The 24,657-nt window shown below is 72.8% G+C and carries 17 protein-coding genes and 1 pseudogene; 10 read left to right on the forward strand and 8 right to left on the reverse strand.

The window, feature by feature from the left end; translation table 11 throughout:
• Nucleotides 1-14: 14 nt before the first annotated feature.
• The 3 genes from OV079_RS31700 to OV079_RS31710 all read left to right on the forward strand — a co-directional run bounded on the left by OV079_RS31700 (nucleotide 15) and on the right by OV079_RS31710 (nucleotide 4,556).
• Nucleotides 15-2,642 (forward strand): sensor histidine kinase KdpD, encoded by a 2,628-nt coding sequence (locus tag OV079_RS31700; protein ID WP_267772842.1) that lies wholly within the window; start codon nucleotides 15-17, stop codon nucleotides 2,640-2,642.
• A 79-nt stretch (nucleotides 2,643-2,721) separates the two neighbouring features.
• Entirely contained in the window at nucleotides 2,722-3,441 is a 720-nt protein-coding gene (locus OV079_RS31705; protein ID WP_096329922.1) for a response regulator, read from the forward strand.
• Nucleotides 3,438-4,556, forward strand: a complete 1,119-nt coding sequence (locus OV079_RS31710; RefSeq protein ID WP_267772843.1) for a CHASE3 domain-containing protein — start codon at nucleotides 3,438-3,440, stop codon at nucleotides 4,554-4,556. The genes OV079_RS31705 and OV079_RS31710 overlap by 4 nt, the downstream gene beginning before the upstream one ends.
• On the opposite strand, the gene OV079_RS31715 is transcribed toward OV079_RS31710, so the two are convergent.
• Entirely contained in the window at nucleotides 4,475-4,723 is a 249-nt protein-coding gene (locus OV079_RS31715) for a hypothetical protein (RefSeq protein ID WP_267772846.1), read from the reverse strand. The two genes, OV079_RS31710 and OV079_RS31715, sit on opposite strands and share 82 nt — an antisense overlap.
• 369 nt (nucleotides 4,724-5,092) lie before the next feature.
• Between OV079_RS31715 and OV079_RS31720 the strand changes: the two genes are divergently transcribed.
• Nucleotides 5,093-6,835 (forward strand): NHL repeat-containing protein, encoded by a 1,743-nt coding sequence (locus tag OV079_RS31720; RefSeq protein ID WP_267772848.1) that lies wholly within the window; start codon nucleotides 5,093-5,095, stop codon nucleotides 6,833-6,835.
• 160 nt (nucleotides 6,836-6,995) lie between these two features.
• On the opposite strand, the gene OV079_RS31725 is transcribed toward OV079_RS31720, so the two are convergent.
• The 5 genes and pseudogenes from OV079_RS31725 to OV079_RS31745 form a co-directional block, all read right to left on the reverse strand.
• The gene (locus OV079_RS31725) at nucleotides 6,996-7,802 is read right to left on the reverse strand and encodes a phosphotransferase (RefSeq protein WP_267772850.1); all 807 of its coding nucleotides are present in this window, start codon (nucleotides 7,800-7,802) and stop codon (nucleotides 6,996-6,998) included.
• 20 nt (nucleotides 7,803-7,822) lie between these two features.
• Nucleotides 7,823-7,990: a hypothetical protein gene (locus OV079_RS31730; RefSeq protein ID WP_267772852.1), complete on the reverse strand. Its 168-nt coding sequence runs from the start codon at nucleotides 7,988-7,990 to the stop codon at nucleotides 7,823-7,825.
• A gap of 5 nt (nucleotides 7,991-7,995) precedes the next feature.
• Entirely contained in the window at nucleotides 7,996-8,409 is a 414-nt protein-coding gene (locus OV079_RS31735; protein WP_267772853.1) for a hypothetical protein, read from the reverse strand.
• Complete coding sequence (treS, locus tag OV079_RS31740; protein WP_267772854.1) at nucleotides 8,406-10,073, reverse strand: maltose alpha-D-glucosyltransferase; 1,668 nt, start codon at nucleotides 10,071-10,073, stop codon at nucleotides 8,406-8,408. Before treS ends, OV079_RS31735 begins: the two co-directional genes overlap by 4 nt.
• Nucleotides 10,070-12,018: pseudogene (locus tag OV079_RS31745) on the reverse strand (alpha-1,4-glucan--maltose-1-phosphate maltosyltransferase). Before OV079_RS31745 ends, treS begins: the two are co-directional and overlap by 4 nt.
• Before the next feature lie 99 nt (nucleotides 12,019-12,117).
• Here OV079_RS31745 and OV079_RS31755 point away from each other — a divergent pair.
• Nucleotides 12,118-14,277, forward strand: coding sequence for a bifunctional alpha,alpha-trehalose-phosphate synthase (UDP-forming)/trehalose-phosphatase (locus OV079_RS31755; RefSeq protein ID WP_267772857.1), 2,160 nt, complete (start codon nucleotides 12,118-12,120; stop codon nucleotides 14,275-14,277).
• 569 nt (nucleotides 14,278-14,846) lie between these two features.
• Here OV079_RS31755 and OV079_RS31760 read toward each other — a convergent pair.
• Nucleotides 14,847-15,095, reverse strand: a complete 249-nt coding sequence (locus tag OV079_RS31760; protein ID WP_267772859.1) for a hypothetical protein — start codon at nucleotides 15,093-15,095, stop codon at nucleotides 14,847-14,849.
• Between the two features lie 278 nt (nucleotides 15,096-15,373).
• On the opposite strand from OV079_RS31760, the gene OV079_RS31765 reads away from it, so the two are divergent.
• The 3 genes from OV079_RS31765 (at nucleotide 15,374) to OV079_RS31775 (ending at nucleotide 19,954) form a co-directional block, all read left to right on the forward strand.
• Entirely contained in the window at nucleotides 15,374-17,209 is a 1,836-nt protein-coding gene (locus OV079_RS31765; RefSeq protein ID WP_267772861.1) for a tetratricopeptide repeat protein, read from the forward strand.
• A gap of 81 nt (nucleotides 17,210-17,290) precedes the next feature.
• The gene (locus OV079_RS31770; RefSeq protein ID WP_267772862.1) at nucleotides 17,291-18,196 is read left to right on the forward strand and encodes an SEL1-like repeat protein; all 906 of its coding nucleotides are present in this window, start codon (nucleotides 17,291-17,293) and stop codon (nucleotides 18,194-18,196) included.
• Between the two features lie 741 nt (nucleotides 18,197-18,937).
• Complete coding sequence (locus OV079_RS31775; protein WP_267772863.1) at nucleotides 18,938-19,954, forward strand: hypothetical protein; 1,017 nt, start codon at nucleotides 18,938-18,940, stop codon at nucleotides 19,952-19,954.
• 117 nt (nucleotides 19,955-20,071) lie between these two features.
• Here OV079_RS31775 and OV079_RS31780 read toward each other — a convergent pair whose 3' ends face one another.
• The gene (locus OV079_RS31780) at nucleotides 20,072-21,616 is read right to left on the reverse strand and encodes a R3H domain-containing nucleic acid-binding protein (protein WP_420829551.1); all 1,545 of its coding nucleotides are present in this window, start codon (nucleotides 21,614-21,616) and stop codon (nucleotides 20,072-20,074) included.
• 191 nt (nucleotides 21,617-21,807) lie between these two features.
• Between OV079_RS31780 and OV079_RS31785 the strand changes: the two genes are divergently transcribed.
• Together OV079_RS31785 and OV079_RS31790 are read left to right on the forward strand one after the other, a co-directional pair.
• On the forward strand, nucleotides 21,808-23,049 hold the full coding sequence (locus OV079_RS31785; RefSeq protein WP_267772865.1) for an FtsX-like permease family protein: 1,242 nt from the start codon (nucleotides 21,808-21,810) through the stop codon (nucleotides 23,047-23,049).
• A gap of 315 nt (nucleotides 23,050-23,364) precedes the next feature.
• Complete coding sequence (locus tag OV079_RS31790; protein WP_267772866.1) at nucleotides 23,365-24,132, forward strand: TetR/AcrR family transcriptional regulator; 768 nt, start codon at nucleotides 23,365-23,367, stop codon at nucleotides 24,130-24,132.
• Nucleotides 24,133-24,657: the final 525 nt, after the last annotated feature.

Here is a 24,657-nt window from a genome sequence, read left to right on the forward strand (position 1 = left end):
TCGAGGAGAGGAGCGTGTCCGACGCCCGTCGCGGGCGGCTGACGCTGTACTTCGGGGCGGCGCCCGGGGTCGGCAAGACCTACGCCATGCTCGAGGCGGCCCAGCGCCTGCGTCGGCAGGGCGTCGACATCATCCTCGGCGCGGTCGACACCCACGGCCGGCCCGAGGTCGCCGAGCTGCTGCTCGGCCTCGAGCGCCTGCCGCCGCGCACCGTCGAGGTCCGCGGCAAGGTGATCGAGGAGTTCCACCTCGACGCCGCGCTGGTGCGCCGGCCGGCCCTCGTGGTCGTCGACGACCTCGGGCACGTCAACGCCACCGGCTCGCGCCACAGCCAGCGCTGGCACGACGTCGTCGACCTGCTGGCGGCCGGCGTCGACGTCATGTCGACGCTGTGCGTGCAGCAGCTCGAGAGCCAGCACGACGTGGTCCAGCAGATCACCTCGATGCGGGTCCGCGACCCGGTGCCCGACGCCATGTTCGAGCGCGCCGACCACGTCGAGTTCATCGACCCGCCGGCCAAGGAGATCCTGGCCCGCCTGCAGGACGGCAAGGTCTACATCCCCGAGCAGGACGCCCGCGCGGCCGCGGCGATGTACCGCAAGAACAGCCTGCTGGCGCTGCGCGAGCTGGCGCTGCGGCGCATGTCCCAACGGACAGGTCGAGAGAACCTGATCTACCGCAGCGCCCCGCGGCTCGGCGCCGGGCCGGTGTCGGAGCGGATCCTCGTGTGCGTCGACCCGAGCCCGCTCGGGCCGCGGCTCATCCGCGCGGCCTTCCGCATGGCCACCGGCCTGCGCGCCGAGTGGCTGGCGCTGTACGTCGAGACGCCGCGGCTGGCCCTGGCCGGCGAGTCGGTGCGGGCCCAGGTCGGCGAGACCTTGCGCCTGGCCGAGCAGCTCGGGGCCGAGGTCGTCCACATCAGCGGCGCCCGCATCGACCGCGAGATCCTCGGCTTCGCCCGCGCCCGCGGCGCGACCCGCCTCATCATCGGCAAGCCGATGCAGCACCGCTGGCGCGACCTGCTGCGCGGCTCGCTGGTCGACGCCCTGGTGCGCGGCTCGGGCGACCTCGACGTCCACGTGATCGCCGGCGACGTCGCCCCGCACGAGGTCTCGCCGGTGCCCGCGCTGCGCTCGCCGCTCCGCATCGCCGCCTACTTCTGGGCCGCGCTGACGGTGGCCAGCATCGCCGCCACGCGGCTGCTGCACCTGCCGCTGTTCTACGTGATCGTGCTGCTGCTGGTCGGCATCTCGCTGGTCGGCTCGCGCCTCGGCCGCGGGCCGGCGCTCGGGGCGGCGCTGCTCAGCATCCTCGCGGTCGAGTTCTCGCTGCGGACGGGCCCCGACGTGAACCACATCGACGACCTGCAGCGGGCGGCGATCTACCTCGGCATGCTGGTGCTGGCGCTGTGGGTCTCGGGCCTGACCGAGCTCAGCCGCCGCCAGGCCGAGGCCGCCCGCATCGACGAGCGGCGGCTGACCGCGCTGTACCTGCTGAGCCGCGAGCTGTCGCAGCTGCGCAGCGAGGTCGACATCGCCGAGTGTGCGATCCGACATGTCAAAAAGACCATGTCCGCGAGGACAGTCATCCTCCTGCCCGGGCACGACGGCGAGCTGGCGCCGATGGCCGGGACCGACGTCGAGCTGACCACCGACGCGCGCGAGGAGGGCGTGGCGCGCTGGGCGTTCGAGCACGGGCCGGCCGGGCGCGGGACCGAGACGCTGAAGGCCGCGCAGGCGCTGTACCTGCCGCTGACCGCCGCGGGCCGCACGATCGGGGTCCTCGGCGTCGCCCCCGACGACCCCGACAAGCTGGCCAGCCCGGCCGAGCGCCAGCTGCTCGACGCCATGACCGGGCCGGTGGCGCTGGCGCTGCAGCGGGTCCGCCTGGCCGAGGAGGCCCAGATCGCGGAGGTCCGCGCGCGCGAGGAGGAGCTGCGCGGCTCGCTGCTGTCGTCCGTCAGCCACGACCTGCGCACGCCGCTCGCCTCGATCACCGGGGCCGCCAGCGCGATGATGGACAGCGGCGACGCGATCGCGCCGGAGACGCGGCGCGACCTGCTGCAGACCATCTACGAGGAGGCCGAGCGGCTCGGGCGGCTGGTCGGCAACCTGCTCGACATGACCCGCCTCGAGGCCGGCGCGGTGGCCCTGCGCACCGACTGGGTCGCGCTCGAGGACCCGATCGGCTCGGCCCTGTCGCGGCTCGACCGCCGGCTGGCGGGGCGCGAGGTGCAGGTCACGCTGCAGCCCGAGCTGCCGCTGTTGCCGCTCGACGAGGTGCTGTTCGAGCAGCTCATCCTCAACCTGCTCGAGAACGCGTGCAAGCACACCCCCGCGGGCAGCCCGGTGCGGGTGGTGGCGCGCGTGCAGGCCGGGCGGGTGCTGGTCGAGGTCGCGGACCGCGGGCCGGGGCTGCCGGCCGGCGAGGAGGAGACTATCTTCGAGAAGTTCGTGCGCGGCAGCAAGGCCAATACCCAGGGCTTCGGGCTCGGCCTGGCGATCTGCCGGGCGATCGCCGCGGCCCACGGCGGCGAGATCACGGCCGAGAACCGCGCCGGTGGCGGCGCGGTGTTCCGGATCAGCCTGCCCATCGGCACCCCCCGCCGGAACCCGGGCCCGACACCTCGCTCGCGTCGATGAGCGGCCCCCAGGGCGTGCTACACAACACGGCGAAGATCCTGCTCCACCAGGCGTCGGGTCTGGAGGCGGAGACGACGACATGAGCGAACAGGGCCCATTGGTACTCATCGTCGAGGACGAAGCGCCGCTGCGGCGGTTCCTGCGGGCGGCGCTGGTCGCCCAGAACTACCGCCTGGTCGAGGCCGAGACGGCCGCCGAGGGGCTGCAGCGAGCGACCGAGCACAACCCGGACATCGTCCTGCTCGACCTCGGCCTGCCCGACGGCGACGGGCTCGACGTGACCTCGCGGCTGCGCGAGTGGACGCGGGTGCCGATCATCGTGCTGTCGGCGCGCGGGCAGGAGCGCGACAAGGTGCAGGCGCTCGACGCCGGCGCCGACGATTACCTGACCAAGCCGTTCGGCACCAGCGAGCTGCTGGCGCGGATCCGGGTGGCCCTGCGGCGGGTCGCCGAGCGCACGCCGACCGAGGAGCCGATCGTGTCGCTCGGCGAGGTCACGGTCGACCTGGCGCGCCGGCTCGTCACGCGCGCGGGCAAGCCGGTCCACCTGACACCGCACGAGTACAAGCTGCTCACCACCCTGCTCAAGTACGCCGGCAAGGTCGTGACCCACAAGCAGCTGCTCAAGGAAGTCTGGGGCCCGCAGGCGGTCAGCCAGACCCACTACCTCCGCGTCTACATGGCCCAGCTGCGGCAGAAGCTCGAGGGCGACCCGGCCCGCCCGCGCTACCTGACGACCGAGCCGGGCGTCGGCTACCGCCTGCGCTCCGAGGACGACATCGCCGGAGGCGCCTCATGACCGCTCGCTCCGCCGCGCGCGACCTGCACGCCTCGCTGTTCGACACGACGCAGGCGCTGCCCGCCGTGGCCGACGAGCTGCCGGTGCCGCGCCTGCGCCGGCTGATGCTGAAGGCGCTGGTCCTGCCGCTCGCGGTGATGCTGCTGCTGTGCGCCCTGCTGGCCTTCAAGCTGGTGGCCGCCGCCGAGGACGGGGCCGAGGCGGCCCGCGCCCGCACCGTCATCGCCGAGGCCAACCGCGTGCAGCGGCTCGTCATCGACCAGGAGGCCGCCCTGCGCGGCTACGTGATCGATCATGAGGACATGTTCCTTCCGCCCTTGCACTTGGGACATGTGATGGTCCCGCCGGCGCTGCGCCGCCTGGCCGAGCTGACCGCCGGCGACCCCGAGCAGGAGGCCCGCGCCGCCGCGCTGGCGGGCGCCTACGGGCGCTGGGCCGGAGCCACCGGGCTGGCGCCGACGGCCACCCGCTCGGGCGCGCCGCTGGTGCGCCCCGGCGAGGCGTCGCGCCTGCAGCTGGCCGCGCGCGAGGCCCAGCTCGACGCGGTGCGCCAGCTCGTGCGCCAGCTCGTCGACGCCGAGGACCAGCGGCTGCGCGACGGCGAGGCCGCCGGCGGCTGGTCGCTGGGCGCCACGGCGCTCGGCGGGGCGATCGCCCTGGCCCTGATCGGCTGCACCACCTCGGTGCTGCGGCGATCGATCCGCCGCATGGAGGGCATCTACGCCAAGGCCCTGGCGCTGCGCCGCCACAGCGAGGCCAACGAGCGCGCGGCCCGACAGTCGGCCGAAGCCCTGGCCGCCGAGGTCACGGCCCAGAGCCGCGAGCTGCAGACCCGCTTCCGGGCGATGCGTGACGAGCTCGAGCTGGCGCGCGCACCTGCGGACCGGCTGACGCTGCGCGCACGTCGACTGTCCCTTGGGACATCCGGTCTCTCGGGACATATCACCGCAGGCTGGAAGAGAGCGCGCCGCCGGCGGCGATCGATGGGCACATCAGGCCGAGAAGGCGCGAGCGACATGCCGATCGCTCGCGCTCAGGCGTCGGCGACCCCGGCGAAGGCGCGCTTGTACAGCCAGGTCTTCACGTCCTCCTGGCTCATGCACCACAGCAAATAGGCGCCGAACACGAACGGCACCGCCAGTTGCAGCTGCAAGGTCAGCGGGAGATAGGAGATGAGCGCGCCGACCTGAAACACGCCGAGCAGGCCGACGAGGAGGTTGAGCACGCCGACCACCACGGCCAGGGTCCGCGCGCTCTCGCTGCCTCGCACGAGGCCGACCACGAGGAACAGCTTGAGCGCGAGGTTGACGTAATGGGGATCGTGTCATTCCCGTCGGCGATGTGCATGACCTGCATCAACGTGGCGAGGGCGAGGAGGACGAGGGCGACGATCAGCTTGACGGGCATGGGGGGTGAACGGACGAGAACGCATCCGCACAGCCAGGTCAAGCGGATTCTCGGGCCGGGCGCGTCGACGCCGGAGACCGCGAGCATTCGCCGCGGGGGCCCTCTTTGCACCTGTCGCATTGCCGACACCGACCGGACACGGCGCGAGAACGCCCGCGCTCCGCGGATTCGTCGTGATACGCTGCGTCGCTCGGATAGACTGCTCCGCCACGCTGCCGCCGTGTCTCGCGGCAATACACATACCATGCTTCATACCCGCATTCCCTCGGCCCTCGTCGTCGCGCTCTCCTTACAATCCGCCGGTTGCGGCGAAGACCCCGGCGATTCCACCGACTCCGCCAGCTCCGGCAGCTCCACGAGCGCCACCACCGACACCACGGTCGACCCGCCCCCGCCCGCCGGCAGCACGAGCAGCGACGAGTCTGCCAGCGGCACCGCGAGCGAGTCCGGCACCACCGACGGCGCGACGCCGACGACCGGCACCAGCGAGCCGCCTCCGCTCACCACCGGCGAACCCGACACCACCACGACGACCACCGGCGAGCCCGACACCACCTCCACCACCGATTCCACCACCACCACCACCGGCGAGCCCGACACCACCACCACCACCGATTCCACCACCACCACCACCGGCGAACCCGACACCACCACCACTGACGCCACCACCGGTGAGGCGCTCGACTGTTCGGACGGGGTCGCCTGGACCCGCAACATCCTCACGGACGCCGGCTCGTCGATGATCGACGACATCCTCGCCGACCCCGACGGCAACCTGCTCGTCGCCGGTCGGTTCTGGTTCGTCGCCGACTTCGGCGGCGGCCCGGTGACGGCCAACGGGTTCGAGGACGCGTTCCTCGCCAAGTACGGGCCCGCGGGCGAGCTGCTGTGGCTCCGCACCTACGGCGACGACTTCGAGCAGCGCGCCCGGAGCGTCGCCCTCGCGCCCGACGGCGACATCCTGGTAGCCGGCGAGTTTCGCGGGCAGATCGATCTCGGCGGCGGCCCCTTCACCAGCGCCGGCTACGACGACGTGTTCCTGGCCAGGCTGACCCCCGCCGGCGAGCACGTGTGGAGCAAGGGGTTCGGCGGTCCGGATATCGACTTGGGCGTGCGCGTGACCGTCGACGACGCCGGGGAGGTGATCCTGCTCGCCGGCGCCGGCGTCGCCGTCGACTTCGGCGACGGCGTCCCCGGGCAAGGCCCCTCGTCCCACCTGGTCAAGTTCAGCCCGACGGGGGACCTGCTGTGGCACCGCTCCTACACCGGGAACGATCTGTATCCGCGCAGCGTCGCCGTCGACGCCGCCGGCGACATCGTGTTCGTCGGCGAGTTCAACGGGCCCGTCGACTTCGGAGGCGGCCTCGAAGAGGCCCTCGCCAGCACCAACGTCTTCGTCCTCAAGCTCGACCCCGACGGGCAGTTCACGTGGCTGCGCCAGAACGCCGGCGCGCCGAGCGGCGGCAAGCCGTTCGTCGTCAACGTCGACATCGACGCGGCGGGCGACATCCACCTCGCCGGCTGGTACTGGGGCAGCTTCGGCTTCGGCGGCCCGATGTTCTTCACCCAGGGCGGATACGACGGGTGGATCGCCGCGCTCTCGCCCGACGGCGATCACCTCACGAGCAGCGCCCACGGCAGCGGCCCGACGAGCTGGCAGTTCGCCAGCGACGTCGCCGCCAACAGCGCCGGCGCGACCGCGGTGACCGGAAACTTCGTCGGCTCGATGAGCTTCGACGGCGAGGTGCTCGCGACCGTCGGCAACGACGGCTACGACGCCTGGGTCACCCGCCAGGCCCCCGACGGCGCGTTCGAGCTGGTGCGCGGCTTCGGCGGCCCCGGCTCCCAGTACGGCGACGTGGTCGACATCGGCGAGGACGGCGACGTCTGGCTCGGCGGGATCTACAGGGATCCGTTCCCGGCCGGCGACGACGTCCTGACGCCCGCGGAGGGCTGGAGCGCCTACCTGCTGCGCCTGTGCCCGTGAGCGGCGACTGCCGTGACGCCCCGGAGGACATGTGCGTAAGGACATGTTCTTCGGGGCATCCTATGAGAGGCTCGGTCCGAAGGCCGGCCCTCGGGACCCGCGCCCCCGGGGCGGCGCCGGCTCGCATGTCCCCGAGGACATGCTCCCGGGGACATCCGCCTCAGAACTGCGACGCGCGCGGCCAGGCCGGCAGCGTCGACGCCTCGCTGAGGGCCACCAGCGACTGCAGCGGGACCCACGCGAAGTCGGGGCGGTAGTCGAGCTCGTAGGCCAGCTCGTGGTAGCTGCGCTCGATCACGCAGGCGCGCAGCAGCGGCGACGCCTGGGCGGCGGGCAGCTGCGAGCCGGGCTTCGCCGCCGCGTCGTAGCCGGCCAGGAACGCCGCCGACGTCGCCTCCTCCCAGGCCCGGCCGCCCTTGCCGACCATGCCGGCGTAGGCGAACGAGCGCAGCATGCCGGCGACGTCGCGCTGCGGCAGCTGCCGCAGGCTGCGTTCGGCCAGCGGTCGGGTCGGCTCGCCCTCGAAGTCGAGGATCGCCCACTGCCCGGCCGTCGGGTCGTAGAGGCACTGGCCGAGGTGGTAGTCGCCGTGGATCCGGATCTGCACGCCCGCGGCCGTTCGCAGCCGCTCCTCGGCGTCGGCCAGCAGGGCCTCGCTGCGCGACGCCGCGACCTCGGCGAGCGCGCGGATCTCCGTCGGCAGGCCGCGGTAGCGATTGGCCAGCCGCCCGAGCGCCGCCGCGGCGGTCTGGCGCAGGCCGGCCACCCAGCGGGCCCGGTCGGCGGCCACCACCGCGCGGGTCGCCATCCCGCTCGCCTCGTCGTCGGTCGCCAGCGCCTCGTGCAGCGCCCGCGTGGCGGCCCCGAGCGCGCGCGCCGGCCCGGTCATGTCGGCGCAGCCGAGCGCGTAGGTCCAGCCGTCGACGCGGCCGGGCAGGAACGCGTGCAGCACCCCCGCCGCCGCCACGCCCTCGCCGGTGTCGACCGTCAGCTCCGCCAGCAGCGGCGGCGCGTACGGGATTTGTGCGCGGTGAGGAAGCGGCCGAGCTCGATCTCCGGATGGCGGCCGACCTCGATGCGACGGAACAATCTGAACACGCCGGCCTCGCCGAGCACCGCGGCGGTGTTGCTCTGCTCGCCGCCGATCAGGCGCACGCCCGTCAGCGGGCCGACCTCGCCCAGGCCCGCGGTCGCGCGCGCGGCCCAGCGGGCGCCCTCGCCGGGGAACTCTGCGCCGGCGCGCACCGCCGCGACCAGGTCGCCCAGCGCCTCGGGCGCGTCGCTGGCGTCGACCAGGACGACGCCGGCGCCGGGCAGCTCGATGCTGCGCTTCGGGACATGTCCTCCGGACCTGTCCTATCGATCTTCTGCGCGCGCAGCAGGACCTGGGAGATCCACGGCCGCTCGGCCTCGGCGGCGAGCAGGCACAGGGCCGCGTCCTCGCCGACCCTGGCGGCGCCGACCAGCTTGACGGCGCGGGCGCCGGCGGGGAACCACCGGCGCCCGGCGAGGAACGCCAGCCATGTCTCGGAGGACAGGTCGGCGAGGGCCGACAGATCGAGCACGGCGGTCACGTCGCCTCCGGGCGCCGGTCGGGCGGCTGCAGCGAGAACCAGAAGAACGCGTGCGGAGACATCGTCAGCAGGTACGGCAGCTGGCCGATGCGGGGGAACGGCCGGTCGCTCCACAGCTCGACCGGGGTCCAGCCGTCGAGGGCGCGCAGGTCGAGCTCGGCGAACTGGGCGAAGCGCGACAGGTTGTGCACGCACAGCAGCAACTCGTCGCCGTGGCGGCGGAAGAACGCCAGGACCGCGCGGTTCTCCGGGTAGAGCGCCTCGAAGCTGCCGCCGCCGAACGCCTGGAAGCGCCGGCGCACGCGGACCAGCCGGCGCATCCAGCGGAGCAGCGACGTGCCGGTGCGCTCCTGGGCGTCGACGTTGATGTCGGAGAAGCTGTAGGGCGGGTCGACCAGCACCGGCGCGAACAGGGCCGCGCTGTCGGCCCGCGAGAACCCGGCGTTGCGGTCGGCGCTCCACTGCATCGGCGTGCGCACCCCGTTGCGGTCGCCGAGGAAGATGTTGTCGCCCATCCCGAGCTCGTCGCCGTAGTAGATGATCGGCGTGCCCGGCATCGCCATCAGCAGCGCCGACATCAGCTCGATCTGGCGCCGGCCGTTGTCCATCAGCGGCGCCAGCCGGCGGCGGATGCCGATGTTGATGCGCATCCGCGGGTCCCTGGCGTACTCGCGGTACATGTAGTCGCGCTCCTCGTCGGTCACCATCTCGAGCGTCAGCTCGTCGTGGTTGCGGAGGAACATCGCCCACTGCGAGTTCTCGGGGATCGCCGGCGTGCGCGCCAGGATCTCGACGATCGGCGTGCGGTCCTCGCGGCGCAGCGCCATGTACATGCGCGGCATCAGCGGGAAGTGGAACGCCATGTGGCACTCCGGCTCGGCCTCGCTGCCGAAGTACGGCAGCACGTCCTCGGGCCACTGGTTGGCCTCGGCGAGGAACACCCGCCCGGGGAACTCGGCGTCGAGCGCGGCACGCATCTCGCGCAGCACCGCGTGCGTCTCCGGCAGGTTCTCGCAGTTCGTGCCCTCGCGCTCGCACAGGTACGGCACCGCGTCGAGGCGCAGGCCGTCGACCCCGAGCGACAGCCAGAAGCGCATGACGTCGAGCACCAGCTTGCGCACCGTCGGGTTGTCGAAGTTGAGGTCGGGCTGGTGGCTGAAGAAGCGGTGCCAGTAGAACTGGCCGGCCAGCGGGTCCCAGGCCCAGTTCGAGTTCTCGGTGTCGGTGAAGATGATGCGCGCCCCGGCGTACTTGGTCGGGTCGTCGCTCCACACGTAGAGGTCGCGCTCGGGCGAGCCCTTCGGCGCCCGCCGGGCCCGCTGGAACCACGGGTGCTGGTCGGACGTGTGGTTGATGACGAGCTCGGTGATGACCTTGAGCCCGCGCAGGTGCGCCTCGGCGAGGAAGCGCTTGAAGTCGTCCATCGTCCCGTAGCGGGGGTTGATCGACTCGTAGTCGGCGATGTCGTAGCCGTCGTCCTTGAGCGGCGACGGGTAGAACGGCAGCAGCCACAAGCACGTGACCCCGAGCTCGGCCAAATAGTCGAGCTTGGCGGTCAGCCCCGGGAAGTCACCGTATCCGTCGCCGTCGCTGTCGTTGAACGACTTGACGTGGAGCTGGTAGATGATCGCGTGCTTGTACCAGAGCGGTTCGTTTTCGCTCATGTGACCTCGACATCGATGTAATTGCGCACCAGTCGGAACAAGTGCCCGGGTTGCCCGGCAGGATCCAGCCGAACGTAGTTCCGGCTGCCTCTCCACTCGTATCGCGCGCCGGTGACCAGGTCCTCGACGACGTAGAGCTCGTCGGCGCCGATCCCGAGCGCCTCGAGGGGCACCTCGACCCACCCCGCCTGCTCCTTCGACCAGTCGCAGGTCACCGTGACCAGCACGTCGCCGACTGGCCCGGCCGCGCGCTTGAGGTAGAACAGGATGTTCGGGTTGTCGCAGGGGTAAAACGTCAGGTTGTCGTAGCGCTGCAGCGCCGGGTGCTCGCGGCGCAGACGGTTGAGCTGGGTGATCTCGGCGGCCAGGCTGTCCTTGACGCTGTAGTCGCGGTGGCGCAGCTCGTACTTCTCCGAGTCGAGGTACTCCTCCGAGCCGGCGCGCAGCGGCGTGTTCTCGCCGAGCTCGTAGCCGCTGTAGATGCCGTAGGTCGGCGCCAGCGTGGTCGCCAGCAGCAGGCGGATGCGGAACGCCGGCAGCCCGCCCTTCTGCAGGTGCTCGGGCAGGATGTCCGGCGTGTTGATGAAGAAGTTGCCGCGGTAGTACTCCTTCATCGGCCCCTGCGTCAGCTCGGTGAAGTACTCCTTGATCTCCTCCGCCGTCGTGCGCCACGTGAAGTACGTGTACGACTGCGTGAAGCCGGCCTTGGCCAGCCAGCGCATGCGCTTGGGCCGGGTGAACGCCTCGGCCAGGAACAGCACGTCGGGGTGCTGCTGCTGCACCTCGGCGATCAGCCACTCCCAGAACGCGAGCGCCTTGGTGTGCGGGTTGTCGACGCGGAAGATCGTCACCCCGTGCGCGACCCAGAACAGCACGATGTCCTTGCACGCCTGCCACAGCGCCTCGCGGTCGTCGCACCAGAAGTTCAGCGGATAGATGTCCTGGTACTTCTTCGGCGGGTTCTCGGCGTACTTGATGGTGCCGTCGGGGCGGACGAAGAACCACTCGGGGTGCTCCTTCAGCCACGGGTGGTCGGGCGAGCACTGCAGCGCGTAGTCGAGGGCGATCTCGAGGCCGAGGCTCTTCGCGGTGCGGGCGAAGCGGTCCCACTCGGCCAGGGTGCCGAGCTCCGGCGCGACCGCGTCGTGGCCCCCGGCCTCGCCGCCGATCGCCCACGGGCTGCCGACGTCGCCCGCCTCGGCGGTGAGGCTGTTGTTCTTGCCCTTGCGCGAGGTCCGGCCGATAGGGTGGATCGGCGGCAGGTAGACCACGTCGAAGCCCATCGCGGCGATGCGGTAGAGCGCTCGCTCGGCGTCGACGAAGCGGCCGTGCACCCCGGGCTCGCCGCACGAGCGCGGGAAGAACTCGTACCAGCTGCCGAAGCGGGCGCGCGCGCGGTCGACCCGGACCGGGAACACGCGCGGGTAGTCGGTGCGGTCGTCCGGCGCGTGGTGCAGCGCCATCAGCGCGCGCAGCTCCGCGTTCTGCGCCGTGACCGCCCGCTCGGCCGGTCCGCGCTCGGGGTCGCGTAATCGTCGGCGAGCCGCATGAGCAAGCTCCTGTCGTCGCCGACAGCGGCGCGCGCGGCGGCGTCCACCATGACTGCCCCTTCGAGCAGCTCGGAGTGGATCGCCTGACCCGCGGCGAACTTCTTCTCGAGCTCGACGCGCCACGTGGTGAAGCGGTCGGTCCACGCCTCGACGGTGAACGACCACGTGCCGGCGCGGTCGAGCGGGACACGGGCGAACCAGCGGTCGCTGTCGTAGTCGTAACGCAGCGGCGTCGCGTGCCAAACGCCGTCAGGGCCGCACCAGCGGGCCTGCGCGGCCAGACGGTCGTGGCCGTCCTTGAAGATGTCGGCCTCGACCACCAGCTCGTCGCCGATGATGCGCTTGACCGCGTGACGACCGTCGTCGAGGGCCGGCGACACGGCCTCGATGATGATCCGTTCAGGGGTTCGGGAGAGGAGCGGACGGCGTTCGGTGGCACGGCGGAGGTCGGGAGGCGAGTTGCCCGCCGGGGATGTAAGCGCAAACTCGGGACCATGTCACGCCTGCTCGTCGTCTCCAACCGCTTGCCCGTCACCGTGAGCGCCGCGCAGGGCGAGGCGATCGTGACCCCGAGTATGGGCGGCCTTTCGACGGGGCTCCGCGGACCCTTCGAGCGCTCGCAAGGGCTGTGGATCGGCTGGCCCGGCGACCTGTCGAAGCTCGGCGACGCAGCCCGCGCATCGGCCCTGAAGGAGCTGCAGGCCCTGCGCACGCTGCCGGTCGAGCTGACCGCCGACGAGCTGCGCCAGTACTACGAAGAGTTCGCCAACGGCGTGCTGTGGCCGGTCTTCCACTACTTGCTCGACCGCATCCCGGTGCACTCCGGCGGCTGGGAGATGTACCGCCGCGTCAACGCCAAGTTCGCCGCCGCGGTCGCCGCGCAGTACCGCCCCGGCGACACCATCTGGGTGCACGACTACCAGCTCCTGCTCCTCCCCGGCATGCTGCGCGAGCTGCTGCCCGACGCGCGGATCGGCTTCTTCCTCCACATCCCGTTCCCCGCCTCCGAAGTGTTCCGCATGCTGCCGTGGCGAGAAGATGTCCTTCGGGGCATGCTCGGCGCCGACCTCATCGGCTTTCACACGCCCTCGTACGCGCGCAACTTCGCCTCCGCGGTGGTGCGCCTGCTCGGCCACGAGCCGGTCGTCGACGAGCTCAACGTCGCCGGGCGCAAGGTCCGCTTCCGGGCCTTCCCGATGGGCATCGACACCGAGACCTTCACCGCCGAGGTCGAGCCCAGCGACGAGTCGTTCCGCCCCAGGCCCGGCGAGCACCTGCTGCTCGGCGTCGACCGCCTCGACTACACCAAGGGCATCCGCCGGCGCCTGTCGGCCGTCGAGCGCGTGCTGCAGCGCCGGCCCGACCTGCGCGGCAAGCTGCGGATGCTGCAGATCGCCGTGCCCTCGCGCGAGAAGGTCACCGCCTACCAGGACTACCGCCGCCGCGTCGAGGAGATGGTCGGCGCGATCAACGGCCGCTGCTCCTCGCTGACCGACGCGCCGATCCACTACATGTACCGCGGCTTCCCGCAGGAGCAGCTGATCGAGCTCTACCGCGCCGCCTCGGTCATGCTGGTCACGCCGACGCGCGACGGCATGAACCTGGTCGCCAAGGAGTTCGCGGCCGCGCGGACCGACGGCGACGGCGTGCTGGTGCTGAGCGAGTTCGCCGGGGCCGCCGAGGAGATGCCCGAGGCGCTGCAGGTCAACCCGTTCGACGTCGACGGGATGGCGCAGGCGATCGAGCAGGCGATCGACATGGCGGAGGGCGAGCGGCGCAGCCGCATGGCGGGCCTGCGCGCCCGCGTGCTCCGCTTCGACGTCCACAAGTGGACCGAGGACTTCCTGGCCGCGCTGACCGACGTGGAGCTCGGCGCGCCGGCCCTGCCCACGCCGCCGCTGGCCGCCGGGGCGGTCGCCGAGGCCGCCCGCGCCGCCGCGCAGGCCGGCCGCCGCGTCGTCGTCCTGCTCGACTACGACGGCACCCTGGTCCCGATCGCCCCCCGCCCCGAGCTCGCCGCCCCCGACCGCGAGCTGCTGCGGCTGCTCGAACAGCTGTCCACAAAGACATGTCTCTCAGTGCATGTCCTATCGGGCAGGCCGTGGCAGGACGTCGAGCGCTGGCTCGGCGGCCTGCGCATCAATCTTCACGCCGAGCACGGGCTCTACTCGCGCATCGACGGCCACTGGCGGACCCGCGGCGCCGCGCCCGAGGACCTGCGCGAGAAGGTGCTGGCCACGCTCGAGCGGGTGTCGGCCAACACCCCGGGCAGCCACGTCGAGCTCAAGTCCGCCGGCCTGGCCTGGCACTACCGCCTGGCCGAGCGCGAACAGGGCGCCCACCAGGCCCGCGAGCTGCGGCTGCACCTGCGCGAGCTGCTGGTCGGCACGCCGCTCGAGGTGCTGACCGGCGACAAGGTCGTCGAGGTCCGCCCGCGCGGGGTCCACAAGGGCCTCATCGCCCACGAGATCCTCCGCCCCGGCGACCTGGTGATCGCCGTCGGCGACGACCGCACCGACGAGGACATGTTCGCCGCCGCCCCCGAGGGCGCCTTCACCGTCAAGGTCGGCCTCGGCGCCACCGCGGCCAGGAGCCGCGTCCAGGACGTCGCCGGCACCCGCGGCCTCCTGCGCGCGCTCGCCGAGCGGCTGTGAACGGTGTGACTCGAAGGCCATGAGCCCGCCGTCATCGCTCCATTCCCCGCGAGGGAGCGAGACAGGCTGACGCCCGCGTCATCGTTCCTCGCGCGAGACACCGCCCCCACCAGCGCTCGCCTCGTCGAGCCCCGGCCGACCCGCCGTCATCGCTCCTTTCCCACGAGGAAGCGAGACAGGCTGACACCCGCGTCATCGTTCCTCGCGCGAGACACCGCCCCCACCAGCGGACCCGCCGTCATCGTCCCATTCCCCGCGAGGAAGCGCGACGGAACGTGTTTCGCGGCCCTCGGTCCTTGCCCGCGGTGCGCCGCGGCGATCCCTGCGGCGCACCGTCGAGGTCCTCCGCCGCCGTCGTTCGTCCCGCGGCGAGCTCGGCCGCGATCGTCGCTGCGCGGCGGCCGACCTGTAGCGAATGAATGCCAGCGCAAGGAGCTCCGCGTCTGCGACGCTCGCGCTCGCTCGGCGGGTGCGCTAAAACCCGCTCGCTCGTGACCTCGCGCGACCTCCCCGCGCCTGCGCGCCCGCGGTTGTTGCAGCCGCCGCCTCCGCCGCCGCGGATCCCCTGGCTATGGGTGATCTTGTTCGCCATCGCCCTCGGCGTCGGCGCGCGCTGGTACGTCGACCGCGGCCAGGCCGCCAGCCTCGACGCCGCCCAGGTCCTCATCGCCCGCGGCGGCCTCACCGACTTGCACGCCGCCGCAGATGGCTTTGCGGACATGTCCTCGAGGACACCCTGCCGCCTCACCGCCGAGGCGCTGGTGCGGGCCCAGGCCGCCGCCGAGTACGACGACGATCGCGACGGCGCGCGCGGCCATCGCCCGCGCCGAGCCCGAGCGGGCCCAGTGCAGCGACCTCGCGATCGCCGACGGCCTGCTCGCCCTCGCCGACGGCGACCTCGACGCCGCCGCGGCCGCCGTCGCGCTGCCCACCACCTCGCTCACGCGTCCGGCCCGGGCCTGGCTGCAGGGCACTCTGGCGCTGGCGGGTCGGGGCGAGCTGGCGGCCGCGATCGCGGAGATCGAGGCCACCATCGCCGCGCAGCCGGCGGCGATCGCCCCGCGGCGGGCGCTCGTGTGGCTGTACTTCGAGACAGGTGACTTCGGCGCCGCGCTGCAGACCCTCGCGCGCGCGCACGGCCGGCCTCGCCCACCTCGGCCTGGCCGCCGACGAGGCGCTGCTGCACGCGTTGCTGCGGCGCGAGCTCAGCGGCGTGGCCGACCTCGCCGACCAGCTGCTCGCGCTCGACCCCGCCGCCCTCGGCCCGCGCGACCTGGCCCACGCCGCGCTCGCGCGGGCCCTGGTCCACGTCCACGCCGGCGAGCCCGCGGCCGGCCTCGGGCGCGCCGCCGCGGCCTGGCCCGCGCTGGCCGCGTGGGACGCCCACGCTCGCCGGCTCGCGCTCGAGCTGTCCCTGGAGGCAGGTGACGCCGAGCGCGCGCGCGAGCTGCTGGCCCAGCTCGGCGTCCCGGAGCCCGAGGCCTCGATCGTGCGGGCCTGGTCCTTGCTGGCCGAGGGCGACGTCATGGCCAGCCTCGTCGCCCTGTCCGCCTGTCCGCAGGACCACCCGCGCGTCGCCTACCTGCAGGGCCTCGCGCTGGTCGAGCAGCGGCGGTTCGCCGAGGCCGAGCCGTGGCTCGAGCGGGCCGATCGCCTGCTGCCGGGCCGGGTCGAGGTCGAGGTCGCGCGCGCCCGCGTGGTCGTGCACACCGGCGACGCCGCGACCGCGGTGCGCAAGCTCGAGGGCATCGCCGCCGCCGAGCACTACGCCCCGCGCGCATACACCGGCCTCGGCGAGGCCTACCTGGCTCTCGGGGCAGATTCGAAGGACCTCCGCCAGGCCCAGCGCGCCCTCACCCGCGCGGTCGAGAAGGAGCCGCGCCCCGCCGAGGCCATGCTGCTGCTCGGCGACGTGTGGCAGCGGCGCCGGCTCAAGGTCCCCGAGGCCGAGCGCAACGCCCTCGCCTGGTACGAGCAGGCGGCGGCCGCCGGGCTCCGCCTGCCGCGCTACCGCGAGGCCCTGGCCCGCTACCTCGTCGACCTCGGCGAGGGCGCGCGCGCCGAGGCGATGCTGCGCGACCTGTCCAAAGAGCCAGGCATCGATCCCGGCACCCCGCTGGCGCTGCTCGGCCTGGCGCTGGCAAGAGCCGACGCCCAGGGCGCCGCGATCCCAGCCGAGGCCGACGACTGGTTGGCCGCCGCGGTCGCGCTCGGGGCCGACGCCGACGCCCTGACCCGCGCCCGCGCCCGCCTCAACCTGGCCCGAGGGACAGGCCTCGGCCGCTCCGCCGGCGACCTCGACAAGCTGCTGCGCAAGCGCCCCTGGGACATCGAGGCGCGGATCCTCGCCGCCCGCGTCCTGGTCGCCCAGCGCGACCTCGAGGCCGCCGAGACCCTGGTCCGCCAGGGCTTCTACGCCGCCGAGCCGGGCCGCGACGAGGTCGCCACCGGGCGCCTGTTCATCGCCTGGGGCGAGATCGCCATGAAGCAGCGCAAGCGCAAGCAGGCCGCCCTGCACGCCCGCGCCGGCTTCCACCGCCTGATCGGCGAGCAGCGGCCCACCGTCGAGCTGCTGGCCGCGGTCGAGTTCGCCACCGACATCTTCCTCCGCACCGACCAGCACAAGCTCGCCCTCGGCATGACCCGCGAGCTCACCGAGGCCCTGCCGTTCCACGGCGACGCCTGGCGCCTGCACGCCCGCGCCCTGTTCGACGCCGGCGAGAGCCCCAAGGCCGCCACCCGCGCGATCAGCAAGGCGCTCGAGCTCGACCCCGACAACGTCCGCGCCCTCGAGCTGCGCGCCCACGTGGCCGCCCGCGCCGGCGACCGCAAGACCGCCCGCGAGGTCCTCGCCCGCGCCCTCGAGCTCGAGACCCGCGAGCCCGACCGCCAGCGCATGCGCGAGTTCCACCGCCGCCACCTCGGCGAGTGACCTCCGCTCCCCTCCGTCACGCAGGAGCCCACGGCGACATGACTTCCCGAGCGTGCGCCCGTGGTTTAGCCTCCGCGGCCCATGTCGAAGTCGGTCCTATGGTTCATCGCCTCGTCGCTGCTCGTCTCACTCGCTTGCCGTCGAACCGAGCCGGCCGCGCCTCCCGGCGAGGCCACGCCGACCGAGGCGAGCGCGCCCGTGGCGTCGCCGACGCCGGCCGAGCCGGTCGCGACGAAGGAGCCCGACTGCAACCCGGCGACCATCGACCGCGGGGCCGAAAGTTGGCGCGACGGTGCGGCCTGCGTCGAGCGGCTGGCGCCCCGGTGCGAGCAGGGTGATCCCGAAGCCTGCATGGGCGCGGCGACGATCATGCTCAACGGCAGCGGCGGCGCGGCGCGGGAGCCCGCGCGCGCGCTGGCCCTGGTGACCGGCGCGTGCGAGCGCGGCAACTCGGTCGGCTGTCTGATCGCCGCGGTGATTCACGACAAGGGGCTCGGCGTCGCCGTCGATGCCGCGACGGCGACCGCCTTCATCGACAAGGCGTGCGCTCTCGGTGATGCGCAGGGCTGCCAGGCCAAGGCCGCGCGCGCGCCGAAGAGCGCCGCCTTCATCGCCGAGGCCAACCTCTCGGTCGGCTCGATCGCCGCCGACGGGCTCGAGCTGCGCGACCTGATGTGCAATGTGACGGGTGGGATGCCGATGCTCGGCGCGCTCGTCATCGCCGGCTCGCTGGCGAAGCAGCGGCGCGCGCTCGACAAGTGCGCGCCAGCCGGTCAAGCGTTCGCGGCGACCTGGACCTTCGCCGGCGGCAAGACGAGCGACGTGGCGGCCAGCGGCGGCTCGCCCGCGGCCAACGCCTGCGTCGAGAAGGCGCTCGCGCGCACGGTGGCGACGCTCGACGGCCGCTGCGGCGCCATCGTCCTGGTCGGCAAGCTCGCGGGCGCCGAGGCGACGCTCGAGGCGGTGCGCAGCGGCGCCGCGAACTGACGGATCGGGGCCGCCGGCGGATCGCGGCGATGTCGTCGTCGCGGCCGATCACCACCCCTTCGCCGCGCGGTCGGCTCGACGCTGCACCGACGATCGCGCCCGGAGAGCGCTCGCCTCGGATTCACGGGTCGAGCCCCGCCTTCAGCCCGTCACGGGCCTCGAAACCCGGCGCGCCGTGGGCGGCGGCCGATCGGTTCAAGTGTCTCCGAGGACATGTCCGAATGGTCATTATCATGGATGCGCGGCGAGCATCGACGGGTGCCCGAGCGGCCGGCGCGCGGCCGCAGGCATGCGACATCTGCGCGGCCCAGCGAGCTGAGCGTCTCCCGAGAATTCGGCGCGAAGGGCGGGTTTGAGCCCTGCTGCGACATGTCCCGTAGGCCATGTACGACGATGGCACTCGCTCTTCGCGCGCGAGCTCCGACCGAGCTCGGCGAGAGGACCTGCGAGGACGACATGGACCTTGTAGCGACCACATTCGCGGCACACGTCCTGACAGGCGCGGGAAAAAAAATCGTCGGCGACCTTGGAGGAACGCGTCGTTCCCTGGCCTAAGGGCGACGAACCCCGTCGCGAGTGCGCGCGCGAGTGCACTTGCCCCGACACGGCGGTCGGTTCAAAGGAAGCACGACAATGGCACATCACGATTGGAAGTTCGGTCTCGTAGCGCTCACGCTGCTGGGCTTCGCATGTGACCAGGCGCGGTCTGGCGACATGCGCGCGCTCACCGAGGTAGGCCCGATGGACTCCGCCGAAGCATGCGGCGAGGCCTCGGTCGAGCTCATCGCCGGACAGCACATCGACGTCGGGTCGGTCACCGTCTACAACGACGAGACCACGGTCTGCGTCGAGTTCGCCACCGAGGCCGACTGGTACCTGACCGAGACGCACCTCGCCATCGCCACCGATCCCGCGGGCCTCCCGCAGAAGAACGGAAACCCGATCCCCGGGCAGTTCCCGCTCCATCACGAAGATCTGTGGACGCAGCACGACGCGTTCTGTGTGCTTCTCGCCGACATCGGCGCGGAGCCGGGCGACCCCCTGTACATCGCGACCCACGCCGCGGTCGCGCAGGAGATCGACGGCGAGCTCGTCGGTGGAGAGACCGCCTGGGGTCAGGGACACGACTTCCCCGGCAAGAACTGGGGCATGTACTTCGAGTACGTGCCGTCGACGTGTGACGGCGAGCTGTGCGGCTACCGCACGCAGACCCAGGGCGGGTGGGGCACCAGCTGCCAGGGCAACAACCCTGGCTGCTACCGCGACGCGCACTTCGACGCCGCCTTCCCGGACGGGCTCGTCGTCGGCTGCGACGACCTGCACGCGACGCTGCTCAGCAGCGCCGCGGTCGAGCGGGCGTTGCCGACCGGGGGCGGGCCGCGGGCGCTCCTGCCCGAGGAGGCCGTCTCCTACGACGGCTCCGACGCCGACCCGACCGTGGGCACCGTGTTCTTCGGCCAGGTCGTCGCGCTCGGCCTGAGCGTCGCGTTCGACGCGTTCGACGACTACAAGCAGGGCGACACGCCGGTCCCCTTGGCCGATCTCGTGATCGCCGACCCCGAGAGCCCGTGCCTCGGCATGAGCGTCGGCGAGGTGCTCGCGGCGGCCAACGCCGCGCTCGGCGGCTGCCCCGCGGCGCTCTCCGCCGCCGAGCTCAGCGATTGCGCGGCGATGATCAACGAGGCCTACGTCGACGGCGACGCGGAGGTTTGCAGGGGCACCCTCGAGATCCCGACCCCGACCCCGATCCCCGGTTGAGCGGGAAGTCGCCCGTGGTCCGCGCGTCGCCGTGGGGGCGCGCGGGTCACGGGACTTCAGCGGTCGTCGATCACCCCGAGGTCGCTGTCTCGAGGCGACCGCTCCCGCGAGCGAGGATCAGGACGTGACCGCCTCGTCCTCGTCGAAGTCGTCGCTCCCCGCGGGGCGGACGACCAGGTGGCGGAAGGGCTCGTGGCCCTCGGAGTGGACCTCGACGAGGTGGTACCGCGCCGCGATCCGGTGCTGCGCCTTGCGCAACGGCGGCGGCTGGGCCCGCAGCGCCACGGAGACGTTCTCGCGCACCGCCCGCTCGATCGCTTGCTCGATCTCCACGATCGCCTCGCGGACCACCTCGTCATCCATGCCCGGCACCGTCGGGAAGGCCGCCTGCAGCGCGCGTCGCAGCTCCGAGCCGCTGTTGCGCTTGACCGTGTGCACCGGCCGACCCTCCTCCGCCAGCCGGCGGATCTTCTGGTCGTCCGCGCGGGCGCGCAGCGCGAAGATCATGTCCGCGTGATCGGGGTTGTTCACGATTCGCACGTCCACCGCGACGTCGCGGAGCGCTCGGGTCAGCAGGTCGCGGCTGAGCGCGTGCAGGTAGACCCGCACCGGGCCCTCCCACGTGGCCGGGTTTCCCGCGCGGATGCGGGTGGCGGGGACGGCGGGGGCCTCGGGCACAGCCTCGAGCACCGCGGGCGCGGGAGCGCGGCCTGGCTGGCGGCGCTCGCCTCTCACGGCCTCGCCGGCGAGCAACCGGTCGACCGCGGCGCCGGCGTCGTGATGCACCACGACCTCGTCGCGACCGACCATCTCGACCACGACATCGAAGGTCGGAGCGCCGCGGCGCTCGGTGATCGTCTTCGCCGAGCGTCGCCGCCGCGCCTCCTCGTCGCCGAGCGTCACGGTGTGCACGCCGCCGACCAGGTCCGAGAGGGTCGGGTTCAGGACCAGGTTCTCGAGCGTGTTGCCGTGCGCCGTGCCGATGAGCTGCACTCCGCGCTCGGCGATGGTGCGCGCCGCCGCGGCCTCGGCCGCCGTGCCGATCTCGTCGACCACGATCACCTCGGGCATGTGGTTCTCGACCGCCTCGATCATCACCGCGTGCTGGCGGTCGGGCCGCGGCACCTGCATCCGCCGCGCGGCGCCGATGCCGGGGTGCGGCACGTCGCCGTCGCCGCCGATCTCGTTCGAGGTGTCGACCACGACGACGCGCCGGCCCAGGTCGTCGGCCAGCACGCGGGCGATCTCCCGCAGCTTGGTCGTCTTGCCGACGCCCGGCCGGCCCAGCAGCAGCACGTTCTGTCCGGTCTCGACCAGGTCGCGCAACAGCTCGATCGCGCCGACCACCGCGCGACCCACGCGCAGCGTCAGCCCCACGACGTCGCCGCGTCGGTTCCGGATGACCGAGATCCGGTGAAGCGTGCCCTCGATGCCGGTGCGGTTGTCCTCACCCACCGGGCTCAGCTGTTGGAGCACCGCGTCGATCTCCGCGCGGCTCACGGGCGTGTCGGAGAGGCGTTGGGCGCGGCCCTCCAGTCGGGCCTCGGGCGTGCGACCGAGGTCCATCACCACCTCGAGCAGCTCGGCCGGCGCAAGCGCGCGCACGGCGCTCTGCAGCTCGGCGGGCAGGACCCCGACGAGGAGTCCGAGTTCATGGTCCATTGTGCTCGTCACGGGGCCCCCATAAGGCTCCCCGGCGAGGTCCGCCATGGATCCTCGCCCGATTGGGCGCGTGCGCCCACGCAGGACTGGACATCCCGCGAACAGTCGAGCTCGGAGGCCAGAGCTCGTGATTCACGGTCTCGCCCTGCTCTCCAGATTTCCCGGAGACCTCGTCTCACGAGACATCGGCAGTGAGCTCGAGCGCCGTCACGACCGGCAGGCCCGGCGGCCACCTCCGGATCCGCAACCTCCTGGTCGTCTTCGAGGTCGCGCTGGCGCTGGTCCTGCTGGTCGGCGCCGGCCTGTCGCTCCGCGGCTTCGCCAAGCTCGCCGACGTCGACCCGGGCTTCGCGCCCGGCGGGGTGCTGACGATGGAGCTCTCGCTGCCGACCGCCCGCTACGACACCGCCGCCGAGGTGCGCGGGTTCTGGGCCGAGCTCGCGCGCCGCGTCGCCGAGATCCCCGGCGTCGTGTCGGTGTCGGCGTCGTCGGGCCTGCCGTTCGCCGGCGCCTCGGAGAGCTCGTTCCTGCTGCCCGGCGAGCCGCGCATCATCGCCAACACCAAGATGGCGGTCGCGTACTTCGTCGACGCCGGCTACTTCGAGACGCTGCAGATCCCGCTGCACGCCGGGCGCACCTTCACGGCGCAGGACACGACCGACACCCCGCTGGCGCTGGTCATCGACCAGGCCCTCGCCGACAAGTTCTTCCCCAGGCAGGACCCGGTCGGTCAGCAGTTGCAGGAGGGCATGACCGAAAAGGGCGTCGCCGAGATCGTCGGGGTCGTCGGCCACGTCGCCCACTACGGGCTCGACGGGCCGCAGCGGACGCAGTACCAGATGTATTACGCCTACCGGCAGCTGCCCGAGCAGACCCAGGCGACGGTCGCGTCGGGCATGACCCTGAGCGTGCGCACGCAGGGCGATCCGCTCGGGTACGCGACGCAGGTGCGCGAGGCGGTCACCGCGGTCGACCCCGACCAGCCGGTGTTCGCGGTGCAGACGCTCGAGCAGTACATCGCGGACTCGGTCGCCCCGCGCCGCTTCACGAGCGCGCTGCTGTCGGTGTTCGCGGGGCTGGCGCTGCTGCTGGCGGCCGTCGGCCTGTACGCGACCATGGCCAACTCGGTGGCCCAGCGGACGCACGAGCTCGGGGTCCGCATGGCGCTGGGCGCCCAGCCCCGCCACGTCGTGTGGCTGGTGGTGCGGCAGGGCCTGGTGCTGCTCGTCGCCGGCGCCGCGCTCGGGCTCGTCGGAGCGCTGGCGCTGACGCGGCTGATGACGTCGCTGCTGACGCAGCAGGTCAGCCCGACCGATCCGGCGACGTACATCGGCGTGACCCTGCTGCTCGTGGCGATCGGGCTGCTCGCGGCCTATGTCCCTGCGCGAAGGGCCACTCGCATCGATCCGATCGGCGCGCTCCGCCAGGAGTGACGCGAGCATCCGGGGCGTGTCCGTCGCGATGCCCTGCCCGTCGCTCGCTCCGAGGTCCCCGCCCGCCCCCTCGACGCCGCCCCGCAGTCGAGCTCGCCGCCAGCAACGCCTCCACCAGCGGACGGCCGACCTTGCCGGTCGCGCCGATCGCTACACGCTTCCTCCGAACCTCCCGGGCGCGAACGCGGGCCGGTGGCATCGGGTACGATGACCCGCGGACCTGCTCGCCGTTCACCGTACAAAGTTTTTATTCTCGAACTCCGTCCACCGAAAACAGTTTTCCCTCGGCAAAAATCAGCACCCTACCGAGAGCTCATGAGCGACGACATCTCCGGCCGCGGCGACCCGCGCAAGACCCTCGAGCTGCTGTGGGGCCGGGCGCCTCGCGCCTCCCGCGGGCCCAAGGCCCGGCTCACCGTGACCGACGTGGTGGCCGCCGCGATCGCGCTGGTCGACGCCGAGGGGCTGGCCGCGCTGACGACCCGGCGGGTGGCCGAGGACCTCGGCGTATCGCCGATGTCGCTCTACACCTACGTGCCCGGCAAGCCCGAGCTGATCGACCTGATGCTGGACGCGCTGATGGGGGAGATCCGCGCGCCCACCGGGGGGACGTGGCGCGAGCGAGTGGCCGACGTGGCGCGTCAGAACTGGGCCCTCGTCCTGCGCCACCCGTGGATCGTCGAGGTCGTCACGCACCGCCCCGTCCTCGGCCCCAACTCGATCGCCAAGTACCACCTCGAGCTGTCCGCCCTCGAGGGCATCGGCCTCGACGACCTCGAGATGGACCGCGCCCTCACCCTCGTCCTCGACTACGTCGCCGGCGCGGTGCGCGGGGCTGCCCGCGAGCGCACCGTGAAGGAGCGCACCGGCATGACCGACCGCGAATGGTGGGCCCAGGTCGGCCCCTTCCTCGCCGAGGTCTTCGACACCGAGCGCTTCCCGCTCGCCGCCCGCGTCGGCCAGGTCGCCGGCGAGACCTACGGCGCCCACGACCCCGCCGGCGCCTTCGCCTTCGGCCTCGAGCGCGTCCTCGACGGCCTCGAGCTGCTGGTCGCCCGCAAGTCCCGCCGCCCCGCCTCGTGACACTGCGAGCTGTCCCGAGAGACAGCCGCCGCGAGACCCGGCCAGCATCGCCGCGACCGCCGCCGAGCCCGCCGCCCGCGCCGACGAGCATCGCCGCAGATCCCCCGGACCCTCGCAAGGGAATCACCGCCGCCGAGCTCGCCGCCCACGCCACCGAGCATTCACCGCGGCGAGCGCCGCGCTCGGCCTGCAGCGACGCCCCGCGCACGCGCCCCCCGCATCGCCCGCCGATGCGACCGCCGCCCCGCTGCGGCCCGGGGGATACGGCCGCGCGCGCATCGCCTCGACGGGCCAGGCGCCTCCTGGCATAGTCCCCGGCGCGCCATGGCTCCCACTTACGACCTCCTCGTGCGCGGCGGGACCTGCGCGCTCCACGGCGTCACCACCCCCTGCGACCTGGGGATCACCGGCGGCCGGCTCGCCGCGATCGGCGACCTCGCCGGGGCCGAGGCCGAGCGCGAGCTCGACGCGCGCCACCTCCACGTCCTGCCCGGCGTGCTCGACACCGGCGGCTACCTGCGCGAC

The sequence above is a fragment of the Nannocystis pusilla genome (assembly GCF_026626665.1).
In the GTDB taxonomy this organism is placed as follows: Bacteria; Myxococcota_A; Polyangia; order Nannocystales; family Nannocystaceae; genus Nannocystis; species Nannocystis pusilla.

Coding starts and splice junctions, on each gene's coding strand:
- OV079_RS31705 (WP_096329922.1), top strand. CDS start 2,722: ATGAGCGAACAGGGCCCATTGGTACTCATCGTCGAGGACGAAGCGCCG.
- OV079_RS31710 (WP_267772843.1), top strand. CDS start 3,438: ATGACCGCTCGCTCCGCCGCGCGCGACCTGCACGCCTCGCTGTTCGAC.
- OV079_RS31720 (WP_267772848.1), top strand. CDS start 5,093: ATGCTTCATACCCGCATTCCCTCGGCCCTCGTCGTCGCGCTCTCCTTA.
- treS (WP_267772854.1), bottom strand. CDS start 10,073: ATGAGCGAAAACGAACCGCTCTGGTACAAGCACGCGATCATCTACCAG.
- OV079_RS31755 (WP_267772857.1), top strand. CDS start 12,118: ATGTCACGCCTGCTCGTCGTCTCCAACCGCTTGCCCGTCACCGTGAGC.
- OV079_RS31760 (WP_267772859.1), bottom strand. CDS start 15,095: ATGGCCGCGCGCGCCGTCGCGATCGTCGTCGTACTCGGCGGCGGCCTG.
- OV079_RS31770 (WP_267772862.1), top strand. CDS start 17,291: ATGTCGAAGTCGGTCCTATGGTTCATCGCCTCGTCGCTGCTCGTCTCA.
- OV079_RS31775 (WP_267772863.1), top strand. CDS start 18,938: ATGGACTCCGCCGAAGCATGCGGCGAGGCCTCGGTCGAGCTCATCGCC.
- OV079_RS31780 (WP_420829551.1), bottom strand. CDS start 21,616: ATGGACCATGAACTCGGACTCCTCGTCGGGGTCCTGCCCGCCGAGCTG.
- OV079_RS31790 (WP_267772866.1), top strand. CDS start 23,365: ATGAGCGACGACATCTCCGGCCGCGGCGACCCGCGCAAGACCCTCGAG.